At 32.6% G+C, this 20,791-nt stretch carries 15 protein-coding genes; 3 read left to right on the top strand and 12 right to left on the bottom strand.

Annotated features, from left to right (window positions below):
* Positions 1 to 166 precede the first annotated feature (166 nt).
* Positions 167 to 1,996 (bottom strand): acyltransferase family protein, encoded by a 1,830-nt coding sequence (locus QMO72_RS09675; RefSeq protein ID WP_286093274.1) that lies wholly within the window; start codon positions 1,994 to 1,996, stop codon positions 167 to 169.
* 279 nt (positions 1,997 to 2,275) lie between these two features.
* A complete protein-coding gene (locus tag QMO72_RS09680; RefSeq protein ID WP_046837351.1) occupies positions 2,276 to 2,584 on the bottom strand; it encodes a metal-sulfur cluster assembly factor in 309 nt (102 codons plus the stop codon).
* 113 nt (positions 2,585 to 2,697) lie between these two features.
* Between QMO72_RS09680 and QMO72_RS09685 the strand changes: the two genes are divergently transcribed.
* Positions 2,698 to 3,540 carry a Cof-type HAD-IIB family hydrolase gene (locus QMO72_RS09685; protein WP_103266509.1) on the top strand — a complete coding sequence of 281 codons (843 nt, stop codon included), beginning with the start codon at positions 2,698 to 2,700 and terminating at the stop codon, positions 3,538 to 3,540.
* A 32-nt stretch (positions 3,541 to 3,572) separates the two neighbouring features.
* Positions 3,573 to 4,895 carry a CoA-disulfide reductase gene (locus QMO72_RS09690; RefSeq protein WP_103266508.1) on the top strand — a complete coding sequence of 441 codons (1,323 nt, stop codon included), beginning with the start codon at positions 3,573 to 3,575 and terminating at the stop codon, positions 4,893 to 4,895.
* A 329-nt stretch (positions 4,896 to 5,224) separates the two neighbouring features.
* Here QMO72_RS09690 and QMO72_RS09695 read toward each other — a convergent pair whose 3' ends face one another.
* Complete coding sequence (locus QMO72_RS09695; RefSeq protein WP_103266506.1) at positions 5,225 to 6,142, bottom strand: ketopantoate reductase family protein; 918 nt, start codon at positions 6,140 to 6,142, stop codon at positions 5,225 to 5,227.
* Between the two features lie 141 nt (positions 6,143 to 6,283).
* Here QMO72_RS09695 and QMO72_RS09700 point away from each other — a divergent pair, with 141 nt between their 5' ends.
* Entirely contained in the window at positions 6,284 to 6,805 is a 522-nt protein-coding gene (locus QMO72_RS09700) for a TetR/AcrR family transcriptional regulator (protein WP_103266505.1), read from the top strand.
* Positions 6,806 to 6,890: 85 nt separating this feature from the next.
* Here QMO72_RS09700 and QMO72_RS09705 read toward each other — a convergent pair whose 3' ends face one another.
* The 9 genes from QMO72_RS09705 to QMO72_RS09745 form a co-directional block, all read right to left on the bottom strand.
* Positions 6,891 to 7,280 carry a YisL family protein gene (locus QMO72_RS09705; RefSeq protein ID WP_103266504.1) on the bottom strand — a complete coding sequence of 130 codons (390 nt, stop codon included), beginning with the start codon at positions 7,278 to 7,280 and terminating at the stop codon, positions 6,891 to 6,893.
* A 263-nt stretch (positions 7,281 to 7,543) separates the two neighbouring features.
* Positions 7,544 to 8,449 carry a fumarylacetoacetate hydrolase family protein gene (locus QMO72_RS09710; protein WP_103266503.1) on the bottom strand — a complete coding sequence of 302 codons (906 nt, stop codon included), beginning with the start codon at positions 8,447 to 8,449 and terminating at the stop codon, positions 7,544 to 7,546.
* A gap of 116 nt (positions 8,450 to 8,565) precedes the next feature.
* Positions 8,566 to 9,705 carry a DUF418 domain-containing protein gene (locus tag QMO72_RS09715; protein ID WP_103266502.1) on the bottom strand — a complete coding sequence of 380 codons (1,140 nt, stop codon included), beginning with the start codon at positions 9,703 to 9,705 and terminating at the stop codon, positions 8,566 to 8,568.
* A 23-nt stretch (positions 9,706 to 9,728) separates the two neighbouring features.
* Complete coding sequence (addA, locus tag QMO72_RS09720) at positions 9,729 to 13,385, bottom strand: helicase-exonuclease AddAB subunit AddA (protein ID WP_103266500.1); 3,657 nt, start codon at positions 13,383 to 13,385, stop codon at positions 9,729 to 9,731.
* Entirely contained in the window at positions 13,382 to 16,846 is a 3,465-nt protein-coding gene (gene addB, locus QMO72_RS09725; protein ID WP_103266498.1) for a helicase-exonuclease AddAB subunit AddB, read from the bottom strand. The genes addA and addB overlap by 4 nt, the downstream gene beginning before the upstream one ends.
* Positions 16,847 to 17,084: 238 nt before the next feature.
* On the bottom strand, positions 17,085 to 17,660 hold the full coding sequence (gene lepB / locus QMO72_RS09730) for a signal peptidase I (protein WP_103266497.1): 576 nt from the start codon (positions 17,658 to 17,660) through the stop codon (positions 17,085 to 17,087).
* A gap of 18 nt (positions 17,661 to 17,678) precedes the next feature.
* Complete coding sequence (gene lepB / locus QMO72_RS09735; RefSeq protein ID WP_103266495.1) at positions 17,679 to 18,200, bottom strand: signal peptidase I; 522 nt, start codon at positions 18,198 to 18,200, stop codon at positions 17,679 to 17,681.
* Between the two features lie 4 nt (positions 18,201 to 18,204).
* A complete protein-coding gene (locus tag QMO72_RS09740; protein WP_103266493.1) occupies positions 18,205 to 18,780 on the bottom strand; it encodes a TVP38/TMEM64 family protein in 576 nt (191 codons plus the stop codon).
* A gap of 342 nt (positions 18,781 to 19,122) precedes the next feature.
* Positions 19,123 to 20,454, bottom strand: coding sequence for a glucose-6-phosphate isomerase (locus QMO72_RS09745; protein WP_046837338.1), 1,332 nt, complete (start codon positions 20,452 to 20,454; stop codon positions 19,123 to 19,125).
* Between the last annotated feature and the right edge of the window lie 337 nt (positions 20,455 to 20,791).

Raw genomic sequence — 20,791 nt, forward strand, 5'->3', positions numbered from 1 at the left:
CTTTATTAACGTGTTTAAACCATCAATTTACACTTATATTTCATTACATATTTCCGATATTTTAATTATTGTAAAAAATGAATAAAAGCCCACTCCAACGTTATGTTGAAATGGGCTTTCTATCATATTATTTTTCATTTCGTTTAGGCACGATAAATAAAATTTATTATTTACTTTTCTTAGGAACCATCTGTTTTAATATTTCGTCAGTTAAAGCTTGAACGCCTGAATATTCTAAATGAATACCATCCGGCGCGAAATATTCAGAATGGCCTTCTGAACGTTTATGCCAATCTACTAACGTTACATTTGAGTGGTTTTTAGCAGCATCAGCCATCAAACTATTTACATGCGTTTCATAATTTCTCGGAACGCGCGTGTTTACTAAATAAATTTTGGCATCTCCAAATTTACTTATCAGTTCGTTCAATTGCTCTTTTGAAAAATCACCATTTGTCCCTAGCTCTAGAACTACTTGCTCATTTTTATTAGCATATTTTTTATAATTTTGTTCAACGAGTGGCGTAGCTTCATACAAATTACGTCCAACTTGACCATCAATAATGGCATTAGGCACATGTTTAGTAAAAGCTTCTCCAATATCTACCATTACAGAATCCCCAATAAGTAAAGGTTTCAAGTCTGAATATACTTTACTATTTTTATGTACTTTGGCTTGCTTTTCTTTTGATTTTTCTTTGAGAGAAACAGTTTTAGACTTTTCTTTGAACTTATGATTGCCTGTAGTATGATAAGACATTTTCTTATTAGCTGTAGTATCTTTACCTAAATGATCAAATGCCCCCGCAAAAATAAGCAATGATGGAATTAGAATAATGATTAAAGCCACTGTTCGTAAGAATGGGATTTTTCTAAAACGGTTTAATGTGAAAACACGGAAACTATATTTTCTAAACGGCGTTTCGATATAGCGATAAGATAATTCTGCAAAAATGATGGTTACTCCCACATCAATAATATACACATAAATAGGGATTTGCCCGTCTACAAAGTAACTATGTAAAAAACTTATCACCGGAAAATGCCATAAATATAAACTATATGACCGTTTGCCAATATATACGAATACTGGATTACCAAGTATCCGAGCAAAGTATCCTGTTGGATGTACTGCACTACTAATTACAAACAGTGTCATTGCTGAAATCAAATAAAATCCGCCATTATATATCCAATCACTATTATCATCGACCAAAATAAATAGGCTTAATAGACAAATAATACTTAATACCCCAACCGTATCAACGACATGTCTTATAGCAATATTTGGGTTTTTCTTTAATTTAAATGGAGGCCATAAGAATGCAAACATTACACCTAAGAGCATTGTTTGCAGTCTTGTATCGGTTCCAAAATAAACACGTGAATGACCCGTATGCGGTTGCGAAATCATAATCATTACAAACAAAGATACTAATGAAATGATCCAAAAAATTAATGTCACATTACGATATTTCCGAACAGTTAGTAATAATGTGATTAATACAATTGGAAAGCATATGTAGAACTGTTCTTCAATTGCTAATGACCATAAGTGTTTAAGTGGCATAAACGCAAACTGTTCAAAATAATTTACATCTGAAGCAATATACCACCAATTAGATGCGTAAAGCACTGCAGCGAATGCATCATGTTTGATACCTACAATTTGATCTGGTTTTAAAATGAGCGTAGCTAACACCACCATACAAACTAAGACGATAACTGCAGGTATGAGTCGCTTAACACGCCGTAACCAAAAGTTTTTCAAATTAATGATGCCTGTTTCTTCATACTCTTTTAATAATAAGCTGGTAATTAAATAGCCTGAAATAACAAAAAATGTATCTACACCTAAGAAGCCACCCGTAAGCCACTGCCTATTTAAATGATAGATAATGATGCCTATAACAGCAATTGCTCTTAATCCATCCAAGCCAGGCATATAGCGTGTATCACGTGTTTTATCGCAACGCTTACTTGAATCATTACTCATTTTTATCATACTTCCATCCAAAAATTTTAAAATAACGCTTTATCTACAGCGTAAATCTACTTTCATTTTACTAGCCGATTGTAATACTTTTGTAATATAAATGCAATTATTTTAATGATTTGTACGATACAAATTTTTACTTTTTTAATGGTTCGGACTTATATTATTTATTAAAGGAAGTTCTTGAGTTTTAAAATTAAAAAAGAACTAACCTCATGAGTTCCGCATTTTGATACGGTCCTCATGTGGCTAGTTCTCTTAATCATTTCTATTTATCGTTTAACCGATACCTAACGCAATTTTAGCATAGCGAGACATCATATCTTTGTCCCATGGCGGGCTCCAAACGATATTTATTTCTGTATCTGAAATCTCAGGTATTTCTGCCAAGACCATTTTAACTTGGTTCATAATTTGTGGCCCCATTGGACAACCCATAGAAGTTAAAGTCATATCTACTTTACAAATACCTTCATCATCAACGTCTACATTATATACTAAACCTAAGTTAACAATATCAATTCCTAACTCAGGGTCTATAACCATTTCAAGCGCATTTAAAATACTATCTTTTAATCCTTCGTCCATTTGTCTCACCTCTTCGTTATTAATCATATTAACAATATATCAAATATCTTACAAAACGCCAATAAAATGCTATGATATTGATACATCAATTATTAAACATTAAGGAGATTTGCATGAAACCTTATTTAATTTGCTTAGATTTAGATGGTACACTTTTAAACGATGAAAAAGTAATTCCTACTTATACCAAACAAGTATTAAAAACTTTACAATCACAAGGTCATAAGCTCATGATAGCAACCGGACGCCCTTATAGAGCGAGTCAAATCTATTACCATGAACTTCATATGGACACGCCTGTAGTTAACTTTAATGGTGCCTATGTTCACCATCCTAAAGATAATAGCTTTAAAACAAAGCATGATGTTTTAGATTTAGAATTATCTAAAGAAATTATTCAGTCATTAAATGATTATGGTGTCTCAAATATTATTGCAGAAATCAAAGATCACGTCTTTCTTAATAACTTTGACCAAAAATTATTCGATGGCTTTTCAATGGGAACGCCTAAAATAGAAACTGGTGATTTATTGACTTCATTAACAGCTTCACCGACTTCCATTTTAGTAGAAGCTGAAGAAGTGATGATTCCTAGAGTTAAAAAAATGCTCACGCACTTTTATGCTGAAAATATTGAGCACCGCAGATGGGGATCACCATTTCCAGTTATTGAAATTGTAAAAGAAGGTATTAGCAAGGCTAGAGGCATTGATTATGTTAAATCACACCTCGGCATTGATCATAACCAAATTATTGCATTTGGAGATGAAGATAATGACTTAGAAATGATTAAATATGCTAAATACGGTATCGCAATGGATAATGGATTAGATGAGTTAAAACACGTAGCTAATGAAACTACATATTCAAATAATGATGACGGCATTGGTCGTTATCTTAACAATTATTTCCAACTTGGTATGCCTTATGAAGCATCTATTACATCTCGGATATAGTCAGATAATCACTTACTAGGAGGTCATTTATTATGAATAAAATCATAGTCGTTGGCGCTGTTGCTGGTGGAGCGACCGTCGCTAGTCAGATACGAAGATTAGATCAAGAAAGTGAAATCATTGTCTTCGAAAAAGACAGAGATATGAGTTTTGCAAATTGTGCACTCCCCTATTATCTTGGTAATGTTGTTGATTCTCGAGATAAAATCCTAGAAGCTACACCTGAAATGTTCCATGACAAAAAACAAATCACAGTCAAACCTTATCATGAAGTCACGGCAATTAATGATACTCGTAAATCTATTACTGTATATGATAGACAAAGTAAAGAATCATTTGAAGAAACTTATGATACCTTAATTCTAAGTCCGGGTTGTAGTGCAAACTCGTTAAATTTGGATAGCGATATCACATTTACGTTAAGAAATATGGAAGATACGGATGCCATAGAATCATTTATTGAGCATCATAAAGTCAGTAATGCACTTATTATTGGTGCTGGCTATATTGGGTTAGAGATACTTGATAATTTATATGAAAGAGGCATTACTCCAACATTAATTCATCGCTCAACTCATATCAACAAATTGATGGATTCCGATATGAATCAGCCTATTATAGAAGAGATGCAAAAGCGTCAAATTCCATTTAGACTCAACGAAGAAGTTGTGAAAGTCATTGGAAATGAGGTGCATTTTAAATCAGGTGCAGTTGAACATTTTGATCTTATTATTGAAGGTATCGGTGTAAAACCGAATTCTGATTTCATCAAAACGTCTAACATCAAACTAGACACACGTGGTTATATACCTGTCAATGATTGCTTCGAAACAAACATCCCAAATATATATGCTTTAGGTGATATTATAAATGCACACTATCGGCACGTTGACCTTGAAGCACATGTACCACTAGCATGGGGTGCACATCGTGGCGCAAGCATTATCGCTGAACAACTTGCTGGGGATCATACCATAAAATTCAAAGGCTATTTAGGTGCAAACATTGTTAAATTTTTCGACTATACGTTTGCAAGTGTTGGTGTCAGCCCACAAGAATTAATGCATTTTGATTATGAAGTCGTTGAAACAAAACAAGGTGAACACGCTGGATATTATCCGGGTAACGCTCCCTTGCATTTACGTGTCTATTTCGATAAAAGCAACCGCCGTATTATACGTGCAGCAGCAGTTGGAAAAAAAGGCGCCGATAAACGTATCGATGTATTATCAATGGCAATGATGCATCGATTAACGATTGATGAACTCACTGAATTTGAAGTTGCCTATGCACCACCATATAGTAGACCCAAAGATATTATTAACATGATTGGTTATAAAGCTCGAAATAAATAAAAAATAATGTCTAAGACAACAAAACAATCGCTGATTTCTATTAAGTATGAAACTGAGTAGAAATCAGCGATTTTAATTCGTAAATTCATTGTTCGCCTCTTACGTTCCAGTGCAATTTCAGTTTTACATACTTATCTCAACGCAGCATATATTTATACTACATCGTTCCATACTGCTCCTATTCAAATGTATCATGATTAACATTTGCTTCTAAATTTAGTCACATCTATAAATATGGTTTCTCCATCTATTATATTTCAATCTACAAATTGTGTTTTAAAATTCGAAAAAGATTTTATTAATTTATCTATAAAAGTATTGATTCTAAATCAATTTACTTCTTCTACTTTTTTAACCATCTTATCTAAATGATGTGTTGTTACTGCTGTTTGTTCATTTAGTAATTTAACATCTTGATATAATGATGTAACTTCCCTATTAGATCCTTGAATTTGATTCATCACTTTAATGTTTAATAAACATTTTAACATTGGATATGCAATGATTTTAAATTTCTTAAAGAATATAGCTTGTATTTTAGGAATAATTTTATAATTACTTCGTTCTATTAATAAGTGTAGTTCATTATATGATTTTATGATGTTGTTAATCAGTTGTTGCTGTTTTCCTTTATACTGATTTTTTACTGCTATGCCTGTATTTAAAGGTATAATCATCGCTGCATGTGACATTAGCCAATCTTCAAAATTGGGTTCATAAGTTAATTTTATAGGTAAATCTTTGAATATTTTATAAAGCTTATTTTGAAATGGTATTTGTTCCTCAAGGTGACTGACTTTTAGTTCTCCAGCATTAAATCGGATAACCGTTGTGGTGCTGTTACTTCTATTTCCTCCAGTCATCAAAAAACCAAAAGATACATTTTTAGATGTCTTGGATTGCTTAAGAACAGTTTCACGAAGCTTGTGGGGATGGGTGTTATTCCCAACAAAAATGATATTTTGGGTAATATTTCTCGCTATTATAGGCGCAACTGAATAGACGTCTGAATATTTCATTGTTACAAATATAACATCATAATGATCAGTCTCATTTAATTCACTGATATAGCTAAAATGTTCTTTTGTATTTCGCTTCTGGAAATAGTGGTTTAATACGACTCCCCTATCGTTTAAATTGTTGTAGGTCTGTCCTCTTGCTAATATCGTTATATTATTCCCAGGTTTATTTAGCGCATGTGCTAAAAATTGGCCTTGCACACCAGCACCATAAATAAGTATATTCATTGGCATACTCCTTTCTTTTTAATAAACAATTGTTCATTAACTTGAAGTTATCATTATAAAACGTTAAACTCAATAAACAAAATGTACATTTTGATGTTTAATGTACAAATACCAAAAATTGTCGAGAAATAAGGAGTAATTATGGATAAAAGACAAGAAAAATCGCGCCAACTCATTATCGAAAGCTTTATACAACTTATGCAGGAAAAAGACATTACTAAAATATCTATGAAAGATATAGCTGAATTTGCCAATATTAATAGAGGAACGATTTATTTAAACTTTATCGATAAATATGACATTCTCAATCACGCCATAGATTTTATTATGGCAGAGGCAATTGAGAAATGTGAGCATTATAAGTATCAAATAGAAGACGGTAAAGAGGGGATACGGGACATACTTGTCGCCATCGATAAGCAATATGATCTCCTGAAGAAATTGATACAAAAATCAGATTTAAATATATTAAAACAGACACTTTCAGAGAAATTCATGAAATCTATTAAGCAAAAAGACAATGAAATAATGACACAGTTTTTAGGTTCAGCAACAGTAGGCGTTATTGTTTGGTGGATTGAAAAATCTAAACCATGCTCAATCGATGAATTAAGTAATGAACTATGGCGTTTATTAGCACCACATATTGAATCATTTCTATAAAAAATATACACAAAAAAGCTGTCAACAACATCAAAAACTCTGTCGACAGCTTGAAGCAATCACATAATGAATGACTGCTTTTTCTTTATAAACCAAACATTTTTGTAATGGGTCCTTGTGGCAAGATAATACCCAAACACATCGTAATAATAATGATGATAATCGTTGTCCACATTAATCCATGGCTTGGTTGACTTTTCTTCCTTTTCGCAATGGTAACTTCCATAAGTGCAACAGCTGCTACGCCACCTAACATTTTCAATGTTAGTAACATATGCCCTCCAGCATTATCAGAAGAAAAAGCTTGAATCCATAACCAAAATCCTGAAATTAAAACTAATACCATAAAAAGTCTTAATACCATATGAATTGGTTTAAAGTGAGGTGTTGCGCCTTGTTTTACTGAAAAGTTAAAATACGCAGCAAAGAACAAAATAATTGCAAGCACCCATGATGTAATATGAATATGTAACATTAAATAACCCCCACACATATTTTTTATCACTTCATACAACTGTTAACTACAATAAATCATATATAAATGAAATTTTTGTAGTCTTTGAATTGCAAAAATAATATGCTTCTATCTTTATCATACTCAATACTATGCTATTTTTCAAAAAGAAATTCAAAATCTATTTTCTTACGATTAATCATTTATACAAAATCCCTAATTTCCATAGTTAAATCACTCAAAAACGGACCAACAATCTCAAATGTTAGTCCGTTTAAGTATATTTATTTTTCAGCAATAAAGTTCGTTAAAGTCCCGATGTTATCAATCGTTACTTTAACTTCATCACCAGGTTGTAAGAATTTAGGTGGATTCATACCTGCACCGACACCTGCTGGGGTACCTGTCGCAATAATATCACCTGGATGTAACGCAACATATTTAGATATTTCTTCTATTAATTCATCTATTTTAAGAATCATTTGACCTGTATTACCATCTTGACGAATTTCATTGTTAACTTTTGTTACAATATTAACATCTTCAGGTGTAGGCAGTTCATCTTTAGTTACAATATATGGACCGACTGGACATCCACCAGTTAAACTTTTAGATAAGAATGCTTGGTCTTGTGCCTTTTGCGCTTTACGATCAGTAATGTCATTAATAATAGTGTAACCATATACATAATCTAACGCCAAGCCCTTAGGTATTTTTTCACCAGATTTTCCAATGACGATACCTAATTCACCTTCATAATCTAATTGATCAGTAATATCTTGGTGATTTGGGATCGTGCTATTATCACCAGTTAATGACGATGCCGCTTTTGTAAATACATATAAACGTTGAACTTCATGATTTAATTCACTTGCATGTTCTTGATAATTACGTCCAAAAGCAATTACATTATTTGTTGGTGTAACTGGAGGTAAAAATTCAACGTCAGCAAATTGTACTTTATAATCCTCACCTTTGCCACTATCTTCTGCAGCAACAACTGCTTTACGCACTTGTTCTTGGAAATCGACGACTTGATTCTGTTGAAGGCCGTGTAATAATGTTTTAGGATGAAACTCTCCTTCAGCAAAATCAGCAAAGACTTTTTTCAAATCCCACGCTGCTTCTTCACGCTTTACTTTTACACCATAAGATGTCTGTCCTTCATGTCTGAATGATAGGAATTTCATTCAATATCAGCTCCTCATCTATATCTTAATACATATTATAACTATATTTACTACCAAATAACAAACAAATACATGGTATTTTCTAAAAATTCAATTATTTTACATATATCGTACAATTACTTTAAATACGTTATTTTTCTCCACGCCCATTCAACCGGACCTTGTTTGAATTTTTTTAAATAATAATAACTAACGCAAACTTGTAAACTATATACAATAAGTACAATGAGATAGGACTGATAAAGCTCTAGCTTGTTATATAAACCTAGCCCCATATAAATCAAAGTAAAAATAATACTTTGTGATAAATACACTGTTAAACTTAACTTTCCAGGATATTCAAACAGGTGGACAACTTTTCTAACTTTTGACACTTGGCATAAACGTAAAAATATTAAAATATAGCCTGCTGCTACAATCGGACCTCCAATCATAGCACTTATATATTGAAAGGCATGATTACTATAATCTATCGCGAATGGCACTTTCAACATATACCCCATCACTATACATAGCACTCCCCAGAAAGTCGCGCGTTTTTGATAGGTATTGTTACGTAGAACAGTGATTAAATTTAATTTTTGCGCTATTACACCGCACAGAATATATGGTAAAAACTCTAAGTATGCCGATGTTGTCATAACATCTAAGACACTCATCGCTGTTTCATTGACATTTATTTTTAACAAATCAAAATAATTACCATTTTGCTTAACGTCTATGAGTTGTCCCAAAGACATACCTGAAAAGTTATTTCTATCATGTCTTCCTGTATTCCATGCGAATACTGAAAATGGTATGACAATGAGGATAATTTTTAATACAAATAATATTGTCGCTGTTTTAATCAATGTTTTCGTTTTCTTTTTAATTAACAACACTGCGACCATCCCTGTAAATGCATACCCAAATAAAATATCCCCTGAAAATATAAAACATCCATGTATTAAACCGATAACCATTAAGCACGCTAACCTTCGATATATAATCGGATAATAATGAAGGCCTCTATATTGGATGTTTTCATACATAATTGCTAATCCATACCCAAATAAAAATGAAAAGATTGGATAAAATGAACTGATAACGACAAGCGTAACCGTTCGTAAAAGTCCTTCGTTGATGCCGTGTACTATATCCGGTAAGTATGCTTCCTCATATGGCATACTAAAAACTAAAATATTCATAAGCACGATACCAAATAAACTCAATCCCCGTAATGCATCTAATTCGAATAACCGCTTTTGTGATGGCACAAAACAACCTCCCCCTTTAGCTTCTATGAATCAATAGATAGTTGACCAAATTTAAAGAAATATAAATAACCTTTAACGTCAGCATTTAATAGTGTTTCTAATGTATTACGGTAATAATCCATTTGTACTTTATACCGTGACCTTAACTGTTCACCTATTTCTTCATCTGTCATATTTCTCCTTCTGTTAAAAGCGTCTGTTTTATAATCAACGAAATAATATTGCCCTTCTTTTACAAAAATCAAATCAATCATACCTTGAATTATTGAAGCATCTTCTTCTACTTCTCTCATCGATTCTACTTTAGACTGATTGACAACAAATGGTAACTCTCGGTATATTGCGTCACTTTGTGCGATGGTTTCATATAATTCACTTTGAACAAAATACGTTATATCGTCATAACGTATATCCGTTTTCGCATCTTCAGGAATGATATGTTGCTCAATGAGTCGTCCAATATATTGTTCTATTTCTGATTGGTTCAGACCACCACTTCGGAACGGTAAATGCTGCATGACAGTATGCATCAATGTGCCTATTTCATTCGCTTTACGTTTTGAACTGTGACTTAAAAACCCCGGTCTATCGTAGGCTGTTGAACCAATACGATATTGACGGACACGATCATAGTTGGTATCAGTTTGTTCGGTCTCTAATTGTCTCTTAAGTTCAGATACAGACTGTTTTGATGGCTTATCAATTGCCACCTGAAATGCATATTCATGTGTTAACTGCGTTTGTATTTGTTTTTTTATGGCATCATTACCAGTATTTAATGCATGAATATCTTGGATTGTCCGCTGCTCACTTTCTTCAAATACTGTTTCTGAAGCAATATCTTGATAAAAGTCTGTGGTTAGATGGACATAAGGTATCATAGATGCTTCTAAATCGTGAATTGAATTTTCAAAGCGTAATTCGTTAGGTAACGATGTAGATTGATATTTGGCCAATATTGGATAAATCATATCAATAGGCCTTTGTGCAGTTATACGGTAACTAACGGGTAAATGTGTATCTGACACTGGTGCTTGCTCTAATTGCTGTAGCTCTTTCTCGTCTTTGACACGACCAATTAAAAACAATTGCTCTTTTGCGCGCGTTAATGCTACATAAATTAAACGCATTTCTTCTGAAATCATTTCTTTTTCTGTAATAGCTTTATAAGTTACTGAAGACAATGACGGATAAGAAATATTACTTTCTACATCATAGTAATTCATGCCAAGACCATAGGTTTGATTGAGAATTACAGATTTATACAAATCATCTCTTCTAAATTTACGAGATAATCCTGAATAAATTACAAAAGGAAATTCAAGCCCTTTACTACTATGCACTGTCATCATTCTCACAACATCATCATTGGGACCGATAATATTTTCTTCGCCAAAATCTTTTCCTCGTTCCATTAATTCATCTATAAAACGTATAAATTGATATAAGCCACGGAAACTTGAATTTTCAAATTCCACAGCTTTATTAAACAAGCCATATAAATTAGCACGACGCCCTTTGCCACCTATAATACCACTGAAATATTGGATAACATAATGGTCATTATAAAATTTATCAATCAATTGATAAACGGGATGACTTTGACTATATGTTTGATACATTGCTATATCTTGTAAAAATGCTTGTAATTTTTCCACTAAATTTTTATTGGCTGCTTCATGAGCTATGTAGTTTTGGATAGATTGGTAGAAATAATCATCGTTCGGACTGAGGACACGAATATTTGATAATTCATCCTCCGTAAATTGATAAATGACTGAACGCATCAATCCTACTAAATAGATATCTTGTAAAGGATTATCTATTGTTCTTAAAAATGATAAGACTAATTGGACTTCAGTTTGTTCAAAATACCCTTCCTTACTCTTAACATGGAATGGAATATTATGATCTTTAAAAGCTTGTTGAATCTTTCTAGCCTGGCCATACGATCTTTCTAATATGACAATATCTTTATAGCTCGGCTTACGGTATTGATTGGTTTTCATATCATATATTTCGTGCTCATCCATAATCTTCTCTACTTGTCGCACTATATATTCTGCTTCTTGTTCGGATCCATTTAAATCTGATGAAGGATCTTCCACCAACATATTCATTTGTACATCATGTGGTTTATCATCGAATGCGGCACCATAGTATAGTTGTGCTGCATCATCATATATAATTTCTCCTACGGATTCATCCATCATATGTTTAAATAAATAGTTTGTCGTCGTTAATACTTCTTCTCGAGAGCGGAAGTTTTGAGATAAATCAATACGCATGCCATTGTCAGAACCATCTAATGTAAATCGATTATATTTATCGATAAATAAACTTGGATCAGCTTGTCTAAATTTATAGATAGATTGCTTAACATCACCTACCATAAATAAATTACCATCAGCTTCAGTTCCACGCTTAAAACATGACAATATCTTTTCTTGGACTCGGTTTGTATCTTGGTATTCATCGACCAAGATTTCCTCGAATTGTTGTCGATATACATCCGCAACTTCTGAAGGTGAGCCATCTTCATTCATCAATATGCGTAAAGCAAAGTGTTCATAATCAGAAAAATCCAAGAGATTTCTGCTCCGTTTCTTTTGATCAAACTGTTCAATAACATCCGCAGTGACTTTAGATAAATAAGAAACCCTTGGGGCTAATTTCTGCATGTCTTGTTTCAAATCTTGCGCATCGCGGGAGAAATAATCTTCCTGCACTTTCGATACTAATGCTTTATAATGATCATAATGCTTTTTACCATCATCATAAGCATCAATCATCATTTCATTTGCTTCCTTTATCTTTTTATTCTTTGCTGGAAAACGAGCTTCAAATTGATGTTGTGCAATCACTTCGGAATTTAACTGTCCATCTTCCATAGCTTGATTTAAAAATGCGCTTTCCTTTTCTAACACTGCTACTTGCTTATCTACTTCTTCCAACAGCATAAATAAATTATAACTTTTATCTAGTGCTTCTAACGCTGACTCCATAAAAATCATAGCCAATTCATTCAATAATTGGAGTAATTCATTTTGCTGTGCTTCATCATAATAAGGACTTGCCAAATTGCGAAGCCATCCATAAGGATCTGGATTTGCTATACTAAAATAATACATTTGTTTAATTGTATTACGCAGTTGGTCATCGTTTCGATCGGATGATAATTGTTCGGTTAAGTCAACAAAACTAGGGTCAAGGATATCATAATGTTGCTCTAAAACTTCATCAATCGTTTGCTCTAATAACAGTATATTTTCCGCTTCACCACTTGTTCTAAAATTTGGATCTATATCTAATACATCATAGTGTTGTTGTATTAATTTCAAACAGAAACTATGTAGTGTAGAAATTTGAGCTTGATGTATTTTAATTCGTTGGTTTTTTAAATGTTCATTGTCAGGCGCCTCTTGTGAAGCTTCTTGTATTCGTTGATCCACACGCTGTTTCATTTCACGTGCACTTGCATTCGTAAATGTCACGACAAGTAATCGATCTACATCAATTTTATCATTTAAAATGCGCTGTATAATACGTTCAACTAATACAGCGGTTTTCCCAGAACCTGCAGCCGCTGCTACAAGTACATCTTGCCCCTTTGCATAAATGCTTTTCCACTGATTATCCGTCCATCTAACATCAGCGGGTTTCACTGGAATTTGGCTCATATTTGATCATCCTCTTCTAATGCCACTTTTTGAACTTCTTCTAATGGATCAATCGATTCATCTACTGTACGATATCGTTTACTATCAATCATTCCGTCTACATGACACACCGATTTATAATTACAGAAATCACACGGTAAAGTTTGATTATATTTCAATGGAGCAACTTCTGTATGGCCATCCATAATATCTGATGCCGTCTCAATAAAGTTTTGTTTATTGTGTTTAATGAGTTTATAAATGGTTTGTTCATCTGCAACTTTACTATTGCTTTTAATACCGCCATCTTTTTTCAATCCGAGTGGTACAATATCAGATGTATAACTCGGTTCAATTCTCGTATCAAATGCATCTAACACAGATTCATCACTATTCAATAATCCACTCAATTTAAATGAATTAATAAATGCTTCGTCTCTTTTTTCTTCACTTAATTGATTCCACGCTAGTTTAATACGTGGTTCATGAACGTGAAAATAGAGTAAGCCCCCAGGTTTAGTCATTTCAGTTAAACCAAGTCGTGATTTATTTTGAAGAACAATATCCATATAAGTCATCATCTGCATTTGCATACCATAATATACTTTCGTTAAATCTAAAGTACCACTATACTTAGACGATTTATAATCGATAATATTCACAAAGCTTTGTTGACCTTCATTGTAAGTATCAATACGATCTATTTGTCCGCGAATATTGATTGGAATACCTTGCGTTGTTTGCAATGCCTCTGCAAAAAGTTCATTATGATCTCGTGGTTTTCTTCTAAAGCCAGCTTCAAAGCGTTGTGGTGTAAATTTAGTATAATTACCTTGATATTTCAATGCCGTCAATGTTGTTTCAACTATTGCGCCAATTCGCTGTGATAAATAACGATAATATGCAGTTGAATTCAATAAATTAAATTGCACCTCGGGCAATATTTCCGATAAGGCTTCAACCGTCAATTTATGAATTTGCTTTGTATTCAAGTTTTTAAAATCGCCATTCACTTTTTCTGAAATGAATTTTAACACTTGGTGAAAGATATCACCTAAATCAAAATGCTCTAGTTTATATTTTGTTCGTTCATTCAGCCTCAAACCATGTGATGCAAAGTGCTTAAATGGGCATGCTTGATATCCTTCAAAACGTGAAACACTGGCATTTATCGTACTTCCATATAAATCTTTAGATAGTGATTCACTTAATTGCACCGTTTTATTATCATATGTGAGTGCAGATAACAAGTAATTCAATCCTCTATTTAGACGCTCATCATCTCTCATAACTTGATAAGTATCTAACCAAGTATCTGCAACGATTTCATCATCTAACCATGCCTTTAATGATTCAAATAACACAATTTTTGTTTGGTGTGGATGTTCCATTAAAGTAAGTGGATTAGCTTGATGTTGATGATGTATATTTTGGACTTCTAGATTTGTAAATAACTGTTGAATTTGATTTAAAAATGGACTTGGCTCTTTTTCATCACCATTTGTTCCCATAAGTGAATAAGAGAACGTCACAGCCACACGACTTCTCGTCATTGCAATATAACAGACAAATGCTTCATCCATTTGTAGTATATCTGCAGTAGGACTTAATTCTATAGCTGCTTGTTCTTGAAAATATTTCTTCTCATCATCCGTGATCAAACTTGAAGATGAAACAGTTTGTGGAATAACACCATCATTGGCTCCTACAATGTATACATGTGCTTTATTATCAACTTTAGCCAAGTCCATTGTACCAACACTCACTTGATCTAATGTTTGTGGAATCATGACAAATTCCAATTGATCTAAACCAATATCAAATAACTCTAAAAATCTAGTTTGGGACATGCTTTTATCTCCGAAGACTGTAACAAGATCGTCTAAAGTTTGAATCAAGCCGTTCCATATTTGGTCAATTTCCTCTGCTTTTTTATGTTCACCTTCTACATCTAGCGTATCCCTTTCCGTCATCAATAAACTTGGTAAATCAAAAGCTTCCAATGCTTCATAAAAGGCAGTTGCAAATTCAACCGCTGTATTCGCTTCACTCATTTTTGTTTCAAAGTGCATCACTTTGTCAATGACATCAGCTTTCAATTGAATTACACGTTCAAAAGTTTCTCTTTCATCATCTGTCAGTGGCTGACGTTTTAATCCCATTTTTCTGAACTGTTCTACATGGAAATATTTTTCGTCTATCCAACGTTTGCCATAAATGCCACGTTCCAACACAAAATTTTCTAAGATATCAATAAGTAGATGACTATCTTTAAATTTCTTAGTTAGAACATTTGTTTTAAATAAACGCATCAGTGGGTCAAACTTCCAATTGGTTTGAATTACTTCAATAAGTGAACGCAACATTTCCATGATTGGATGATGTGTCATAGACTCTTTTACATCAATGTTATACGGAATATCATACTGTGGCAGGATAGACTCCATCAGATACGCATAAGATTCGTCTCTATACAATATGGCTATATCTTGATAACGACGTCCTTGTTCACGTGTTTCTCTTAAGATACGTCGTGCAATTTCATTGATTTCTTCTCTCATTATAGAAGACTCTAAGATTTCTATATTACCTTGTGTTACTATAGGCTCAAATTGTAACGCGTTAAAGCTCTGCTCTAATTGAGATAAATCATTATTTTTAAACCTATATGCTTGATTAAAACGTTTAACATTTAATTGTAAGTTTAACTGCTGTGCTATATCTTCTATATGCGTAAGTGATTCCGATGGCTTTCTAAATAAACTGAACGTATCTTTATCCCCATCTGTTGTTAATAGGATCGTTACCTTTTTAGCATACTTCACTAAGCTTTGAATGATTTGATACTCTAATGTTGAAAAGTTATGAAATCCATCGATATAAATTTCAGTACGTTTGAGCCATTCAGATTTGTCCATCACCGTTATAAAACGTTGCAAACTATCTTCAGCAGATACATATTCTCCATTTATTCTATCTTCTAAATGTTTGTAAATAAGTGCTATATCTTGAAGCTTATGTTTGGTTCTAGTTTGTAGTGTATTTGTCTCTATGTATGATGTTAACTGTTCAGGGGATACTGCATATTTCTTAAAATCTTGTATCTGCTCATAGAGTTTCTCACTAAAACCGTAATATTTAACTTGAGAACGATAAAGCTTTAAATCTGATTGGTGCTGTTGAATGATGTCATAAATCATCATTTCCGTGCCTGCTTTCGACAATTGTTGTTCCATCAAACCGCCAACTTCTTGAAAAACACGATAACTTAGTCGTTCAAAGTGTAATACTTCTGTTCTCAGACTACCGTTCAGTTCAGAGTCATTTACGAATGCTTGCTCAAGTTGAAAAGTATTTTGTGTTGGAGCAATTAAGACAATCGGGTCGCCTAACGGATCTTGTTTCATTTTATTTTTTATTTCTTCTATCATTGCATGTGATTTTCCCGTACCTGCTCTTCCAATATAAGCATTTAATTCCATGACATCTTCCACTCCTTTGACTTATATTTTAACATATAAAAGGTTGTGCATCGTTAATCTAAATACGCATTAAGCTATATTCATATTTTAATCATCAACGCTTATTACCATTACTTTTTTAATGTTTTAAAGATTATAAAAATCGATTTATTAATACTTAATATGATTTACACGCATTCGACATAACAAAAAAAGTACTAACAAAGGTTTAGACTTTGTTAGTACTTTAAAATAAATATTATTTATCATCTTTTGTATCAGGATCAAACCCAAATTTCATTTCATTTAGTGGCCAGAAACTAAATGATACTTTACCGACGACTTGATCTTCATCAATCAAACCAAATGAACGACTATCTTTACTTACCTCACGATTGTCGCCGAGTACTAGTAATTTATCTTTTGGAATTTTATTTTTCTGATCTATCTGATTAATATCTTTGGTTTCAAAACTACCAGTAATGTAATTATACTGTTTATGTTTCTCATTATAATCTAAATATGGCTCATCTACTTTTTTACCATTTACATATAGTTTATCTTTCTTGTACTCTATATTATCACCAGACGTACCAATAACACGCTTAACATAATCACTGTCTTTCGTTGCATGGAACACAATCACATTACCTTTTTTAATGTCTCCAAATTTATAACCAAATAAATTTACGACTACGCGTTCGCCATCTTTTAAAGTAGGGTCCATAGAATCCCCTTTAACTGTATATGACTGCGCCACAAAGTTTACGATAAGTAATACTAATGCAACTGCAACAACTATCGACACAAACCATTCCAATATCTCTTTTTTCAATTTGTACACCTCATCTATTTAATTAAAGTTCATTGTGAATTTTTTAAAAGGATAATATCTCAAACTCACATCGCCTATGATATCGTTTCTTTGTATAAAACCAAATGTCCTTGAATCATCCTCATGCTTCCGTTGGTCATTAAGAACGAAATAGGCATTGGGTGGGATAATATCTTCTTCAGAATGTTTAAGATTCCTAAGTGATAAATTGGTTATACTTTCATTATTAACATAGGGTTCATCTACTTGTCTATCATCTCTATATAGTGCCCCATTTTTATACGCAATAGACTGTCCCGGCTTTCCAATAATTCTACTTACTTTAATATCATTACCTTCACGATACATTATAATGTCATTATTATCTAGTAAATTAAAAGTTGTTTTAACTTTATTTATTATCACTCTATCCCCTAGTTTCAAACTCGGTTCCATAGCGTCATTCTTTATGACTGTACCAGTGACAATAAAAGCCTGAATCAATAGTACAATAATAATCGCAATCATGATGGAAATCAAATGTTTTAATATGCTTCGCATAATGTCACTCTCCTGAAGAATGCATAAAGTACTTCTCGATTTTGCGTCCAATAAACCATACAATAACAAACACAATCATAATTAAAATAAATCTTATAGGATTTGTAAATAATGTCGTTATATCATTACCGAGCCACCCAATAAGACCAATCATAACTAACTTCGATGCAAAAAGTACTGTTAAATATACATGTGCTCTAATATGAGATAAACTAGCCACAATATTTACAAATGCACTAGGCGTAAATGGAAAGCACAGTAAAATAAATATAGGTATAATGCCACGTCTATCAATAAAATGTATTAATCTTTGAACCGATGTGCGTTGTTGCAATTTCTTCATATATTTTGTATGTGTGAGTCTCCTGAAAATAAGAAACACAATATAACTACCAATCACTGTTCCGAGCCAAGCTAACAACGTACCAATCACCAAACCATAGGCATTGACGTTCACAATTACAAATACAATGATTGGTAAAATAGGAAGAAACGCTTCAATAAATGGCAATAAAAAACCTACAATATAGCCTAGACTTCCAAATAAATCAAACCAATGCTGAACTTGTTCTTCCGTCATCAAATCATTCCTCATAATATTACTATTCTTCGTAATTATAATTGTAACCTCAAACTTTTCAAACTATAAAGTGTTAATTTGCTCATAAATCAGTCTTAAGAACGAATAAGCATGCTTGTCATGGGCTCATAGATTTTTAACCTGAATAATGTATTTAGATCATAGAATATTGCCTATGATCATTCATACACATAAATAAAAAAAGTGACTCATCTAAACCTGAATTTAGGATGAGCCACCTTTTTAATCATTCAATTTAATAGATAGAAAACGAACCAATTTAAATTTCATATATACACGCACATATTTTATTGTGAAGTCATCAATGAAATATGATTTAAATTATAAGCGTTTTTCTAATTCTTGTTTTTTGTCTTCAAATCCTGATTTACCTAATAAAGCGAACATATTTTGTTTATATGCTTCTACACCAGGTTGATTAAATGGATTAACACCTAATTGATATCCACTCATAGCACAAGCAAGTTCGAAGAAGTAAACCACGTAACCAAATGTTTCTTCATCTAAACGAGGAATATTCACAACTAGGTTAGGTACACCACCATCGGTATGTGCTAAAAGCGTTCCTTCGAATGCTTTCGTATTAACTTCATCTATTGTTTTTCCAGCTAAATAATTTAAGCCATCTAAATTATCACTATCTTCTTCAATAGTAATATTATGTTTTGGATTATTCACTTTGACTACTGTTTCAAATAAGAAACGGCGGCCTTCTTGAACATATTGTCCAAGTGAGTGTAAATCAGTTGTATAGTTTGCACTTGAAGGATAGATACCTTTGAAATCTTTACCTTCTGACTCACCAAATAATTGTTTCCACCACTCATTAAAATACTGCATAGATGGTTCATAGTTAATTAACATCTCAGTGTCATAACCTTTTGCATATAATACGTTACGAATTGTTGCATATTGATATGCAATGTTATCTTCTAAATTTTCTGATGACAATTCTTCACGGGCTTTAGCAGCACCTTGCATCATTGCTTCAATGTCTATACCAGCTACTGCGATTGGTAATAAACCTACTGCAGTTAATACAGAGTAGCGGCCACCAACATCATCAGGTACTACAAATGTTTCATAACCTTCGTTTGTAGCTAATTGTTTAAGTGCCCCTTTTTCTTTGTCTGTAGTAGCGAAGATACGTTTTTTCGCTTCTTCTTTGCCATACTTACTTTCTAATAACTGTTTGAACAATCTAAATGCCACTGCTGGTTCTGTTGTCGTACCAGATTTAGAAATAACGTTAACTGAATAATCTTTACCATCTAAATAATCAATTAATTCTTGTGTATAAGAAGAAGATAAATGATTACCTACAAAAACGATTTCTGGATATTCATCACTATTTCTAAATGAAGACGTTAACATTTCAATCGCCGCACGCGCGCCTAAATATGAACCACCAATACCGATTACTACAAATACGTCAGAATGCTCTTTCACACGTTTAGAAGCTTCTAATATGCGTGAGAATTCTTCTTTATCATAATCAACAGGAAGGTCTATCCAACCTAAGAAATCACTGCCAGCACCTGTACCTTCATGAATCGTTTTATGAATCGATTTCACTATATCTTTTTGTTGTTGTAGTTCATGTTCGCCAAAAAATTCTAAAGTTTTACCATAATCTAATTGAATATGAGTCATTTGATTTGCCTCCAGTGTTTTTAATTTCAAAATCATTTTACTAATTTTATTTTCACTATTCAAACAACTAGCCTATAGATAATTGTAAATTATGACAATTTCGTCAAATTTTACTATTTAAACGACTTGCATCATATTCATATTTATATGCATTTATAATACATCCTTTAAATGCCCTTAAACTTACATACACATTCCTTGGTAATCATAAATCAAAATTCACTATCGAAACATTTTTGTATATTTATGTATAAAAATGGTTTTATTTTCATTTATTATCTGCTATACTAATCAATATCAAATTAACAAAACAAATTATTAAAATTATAAATAGAGG

The organism is Staphylococcus casei (genome assembly GCF_030294405.1).
In the GTDB taxonomy this organism is placed as follows: domain Bacteria; phylum Bacillota; class Bacilli; order Staphylococcales; family Staphylococcaceae; genus Staphylococcus; species Staphylococcus succinus.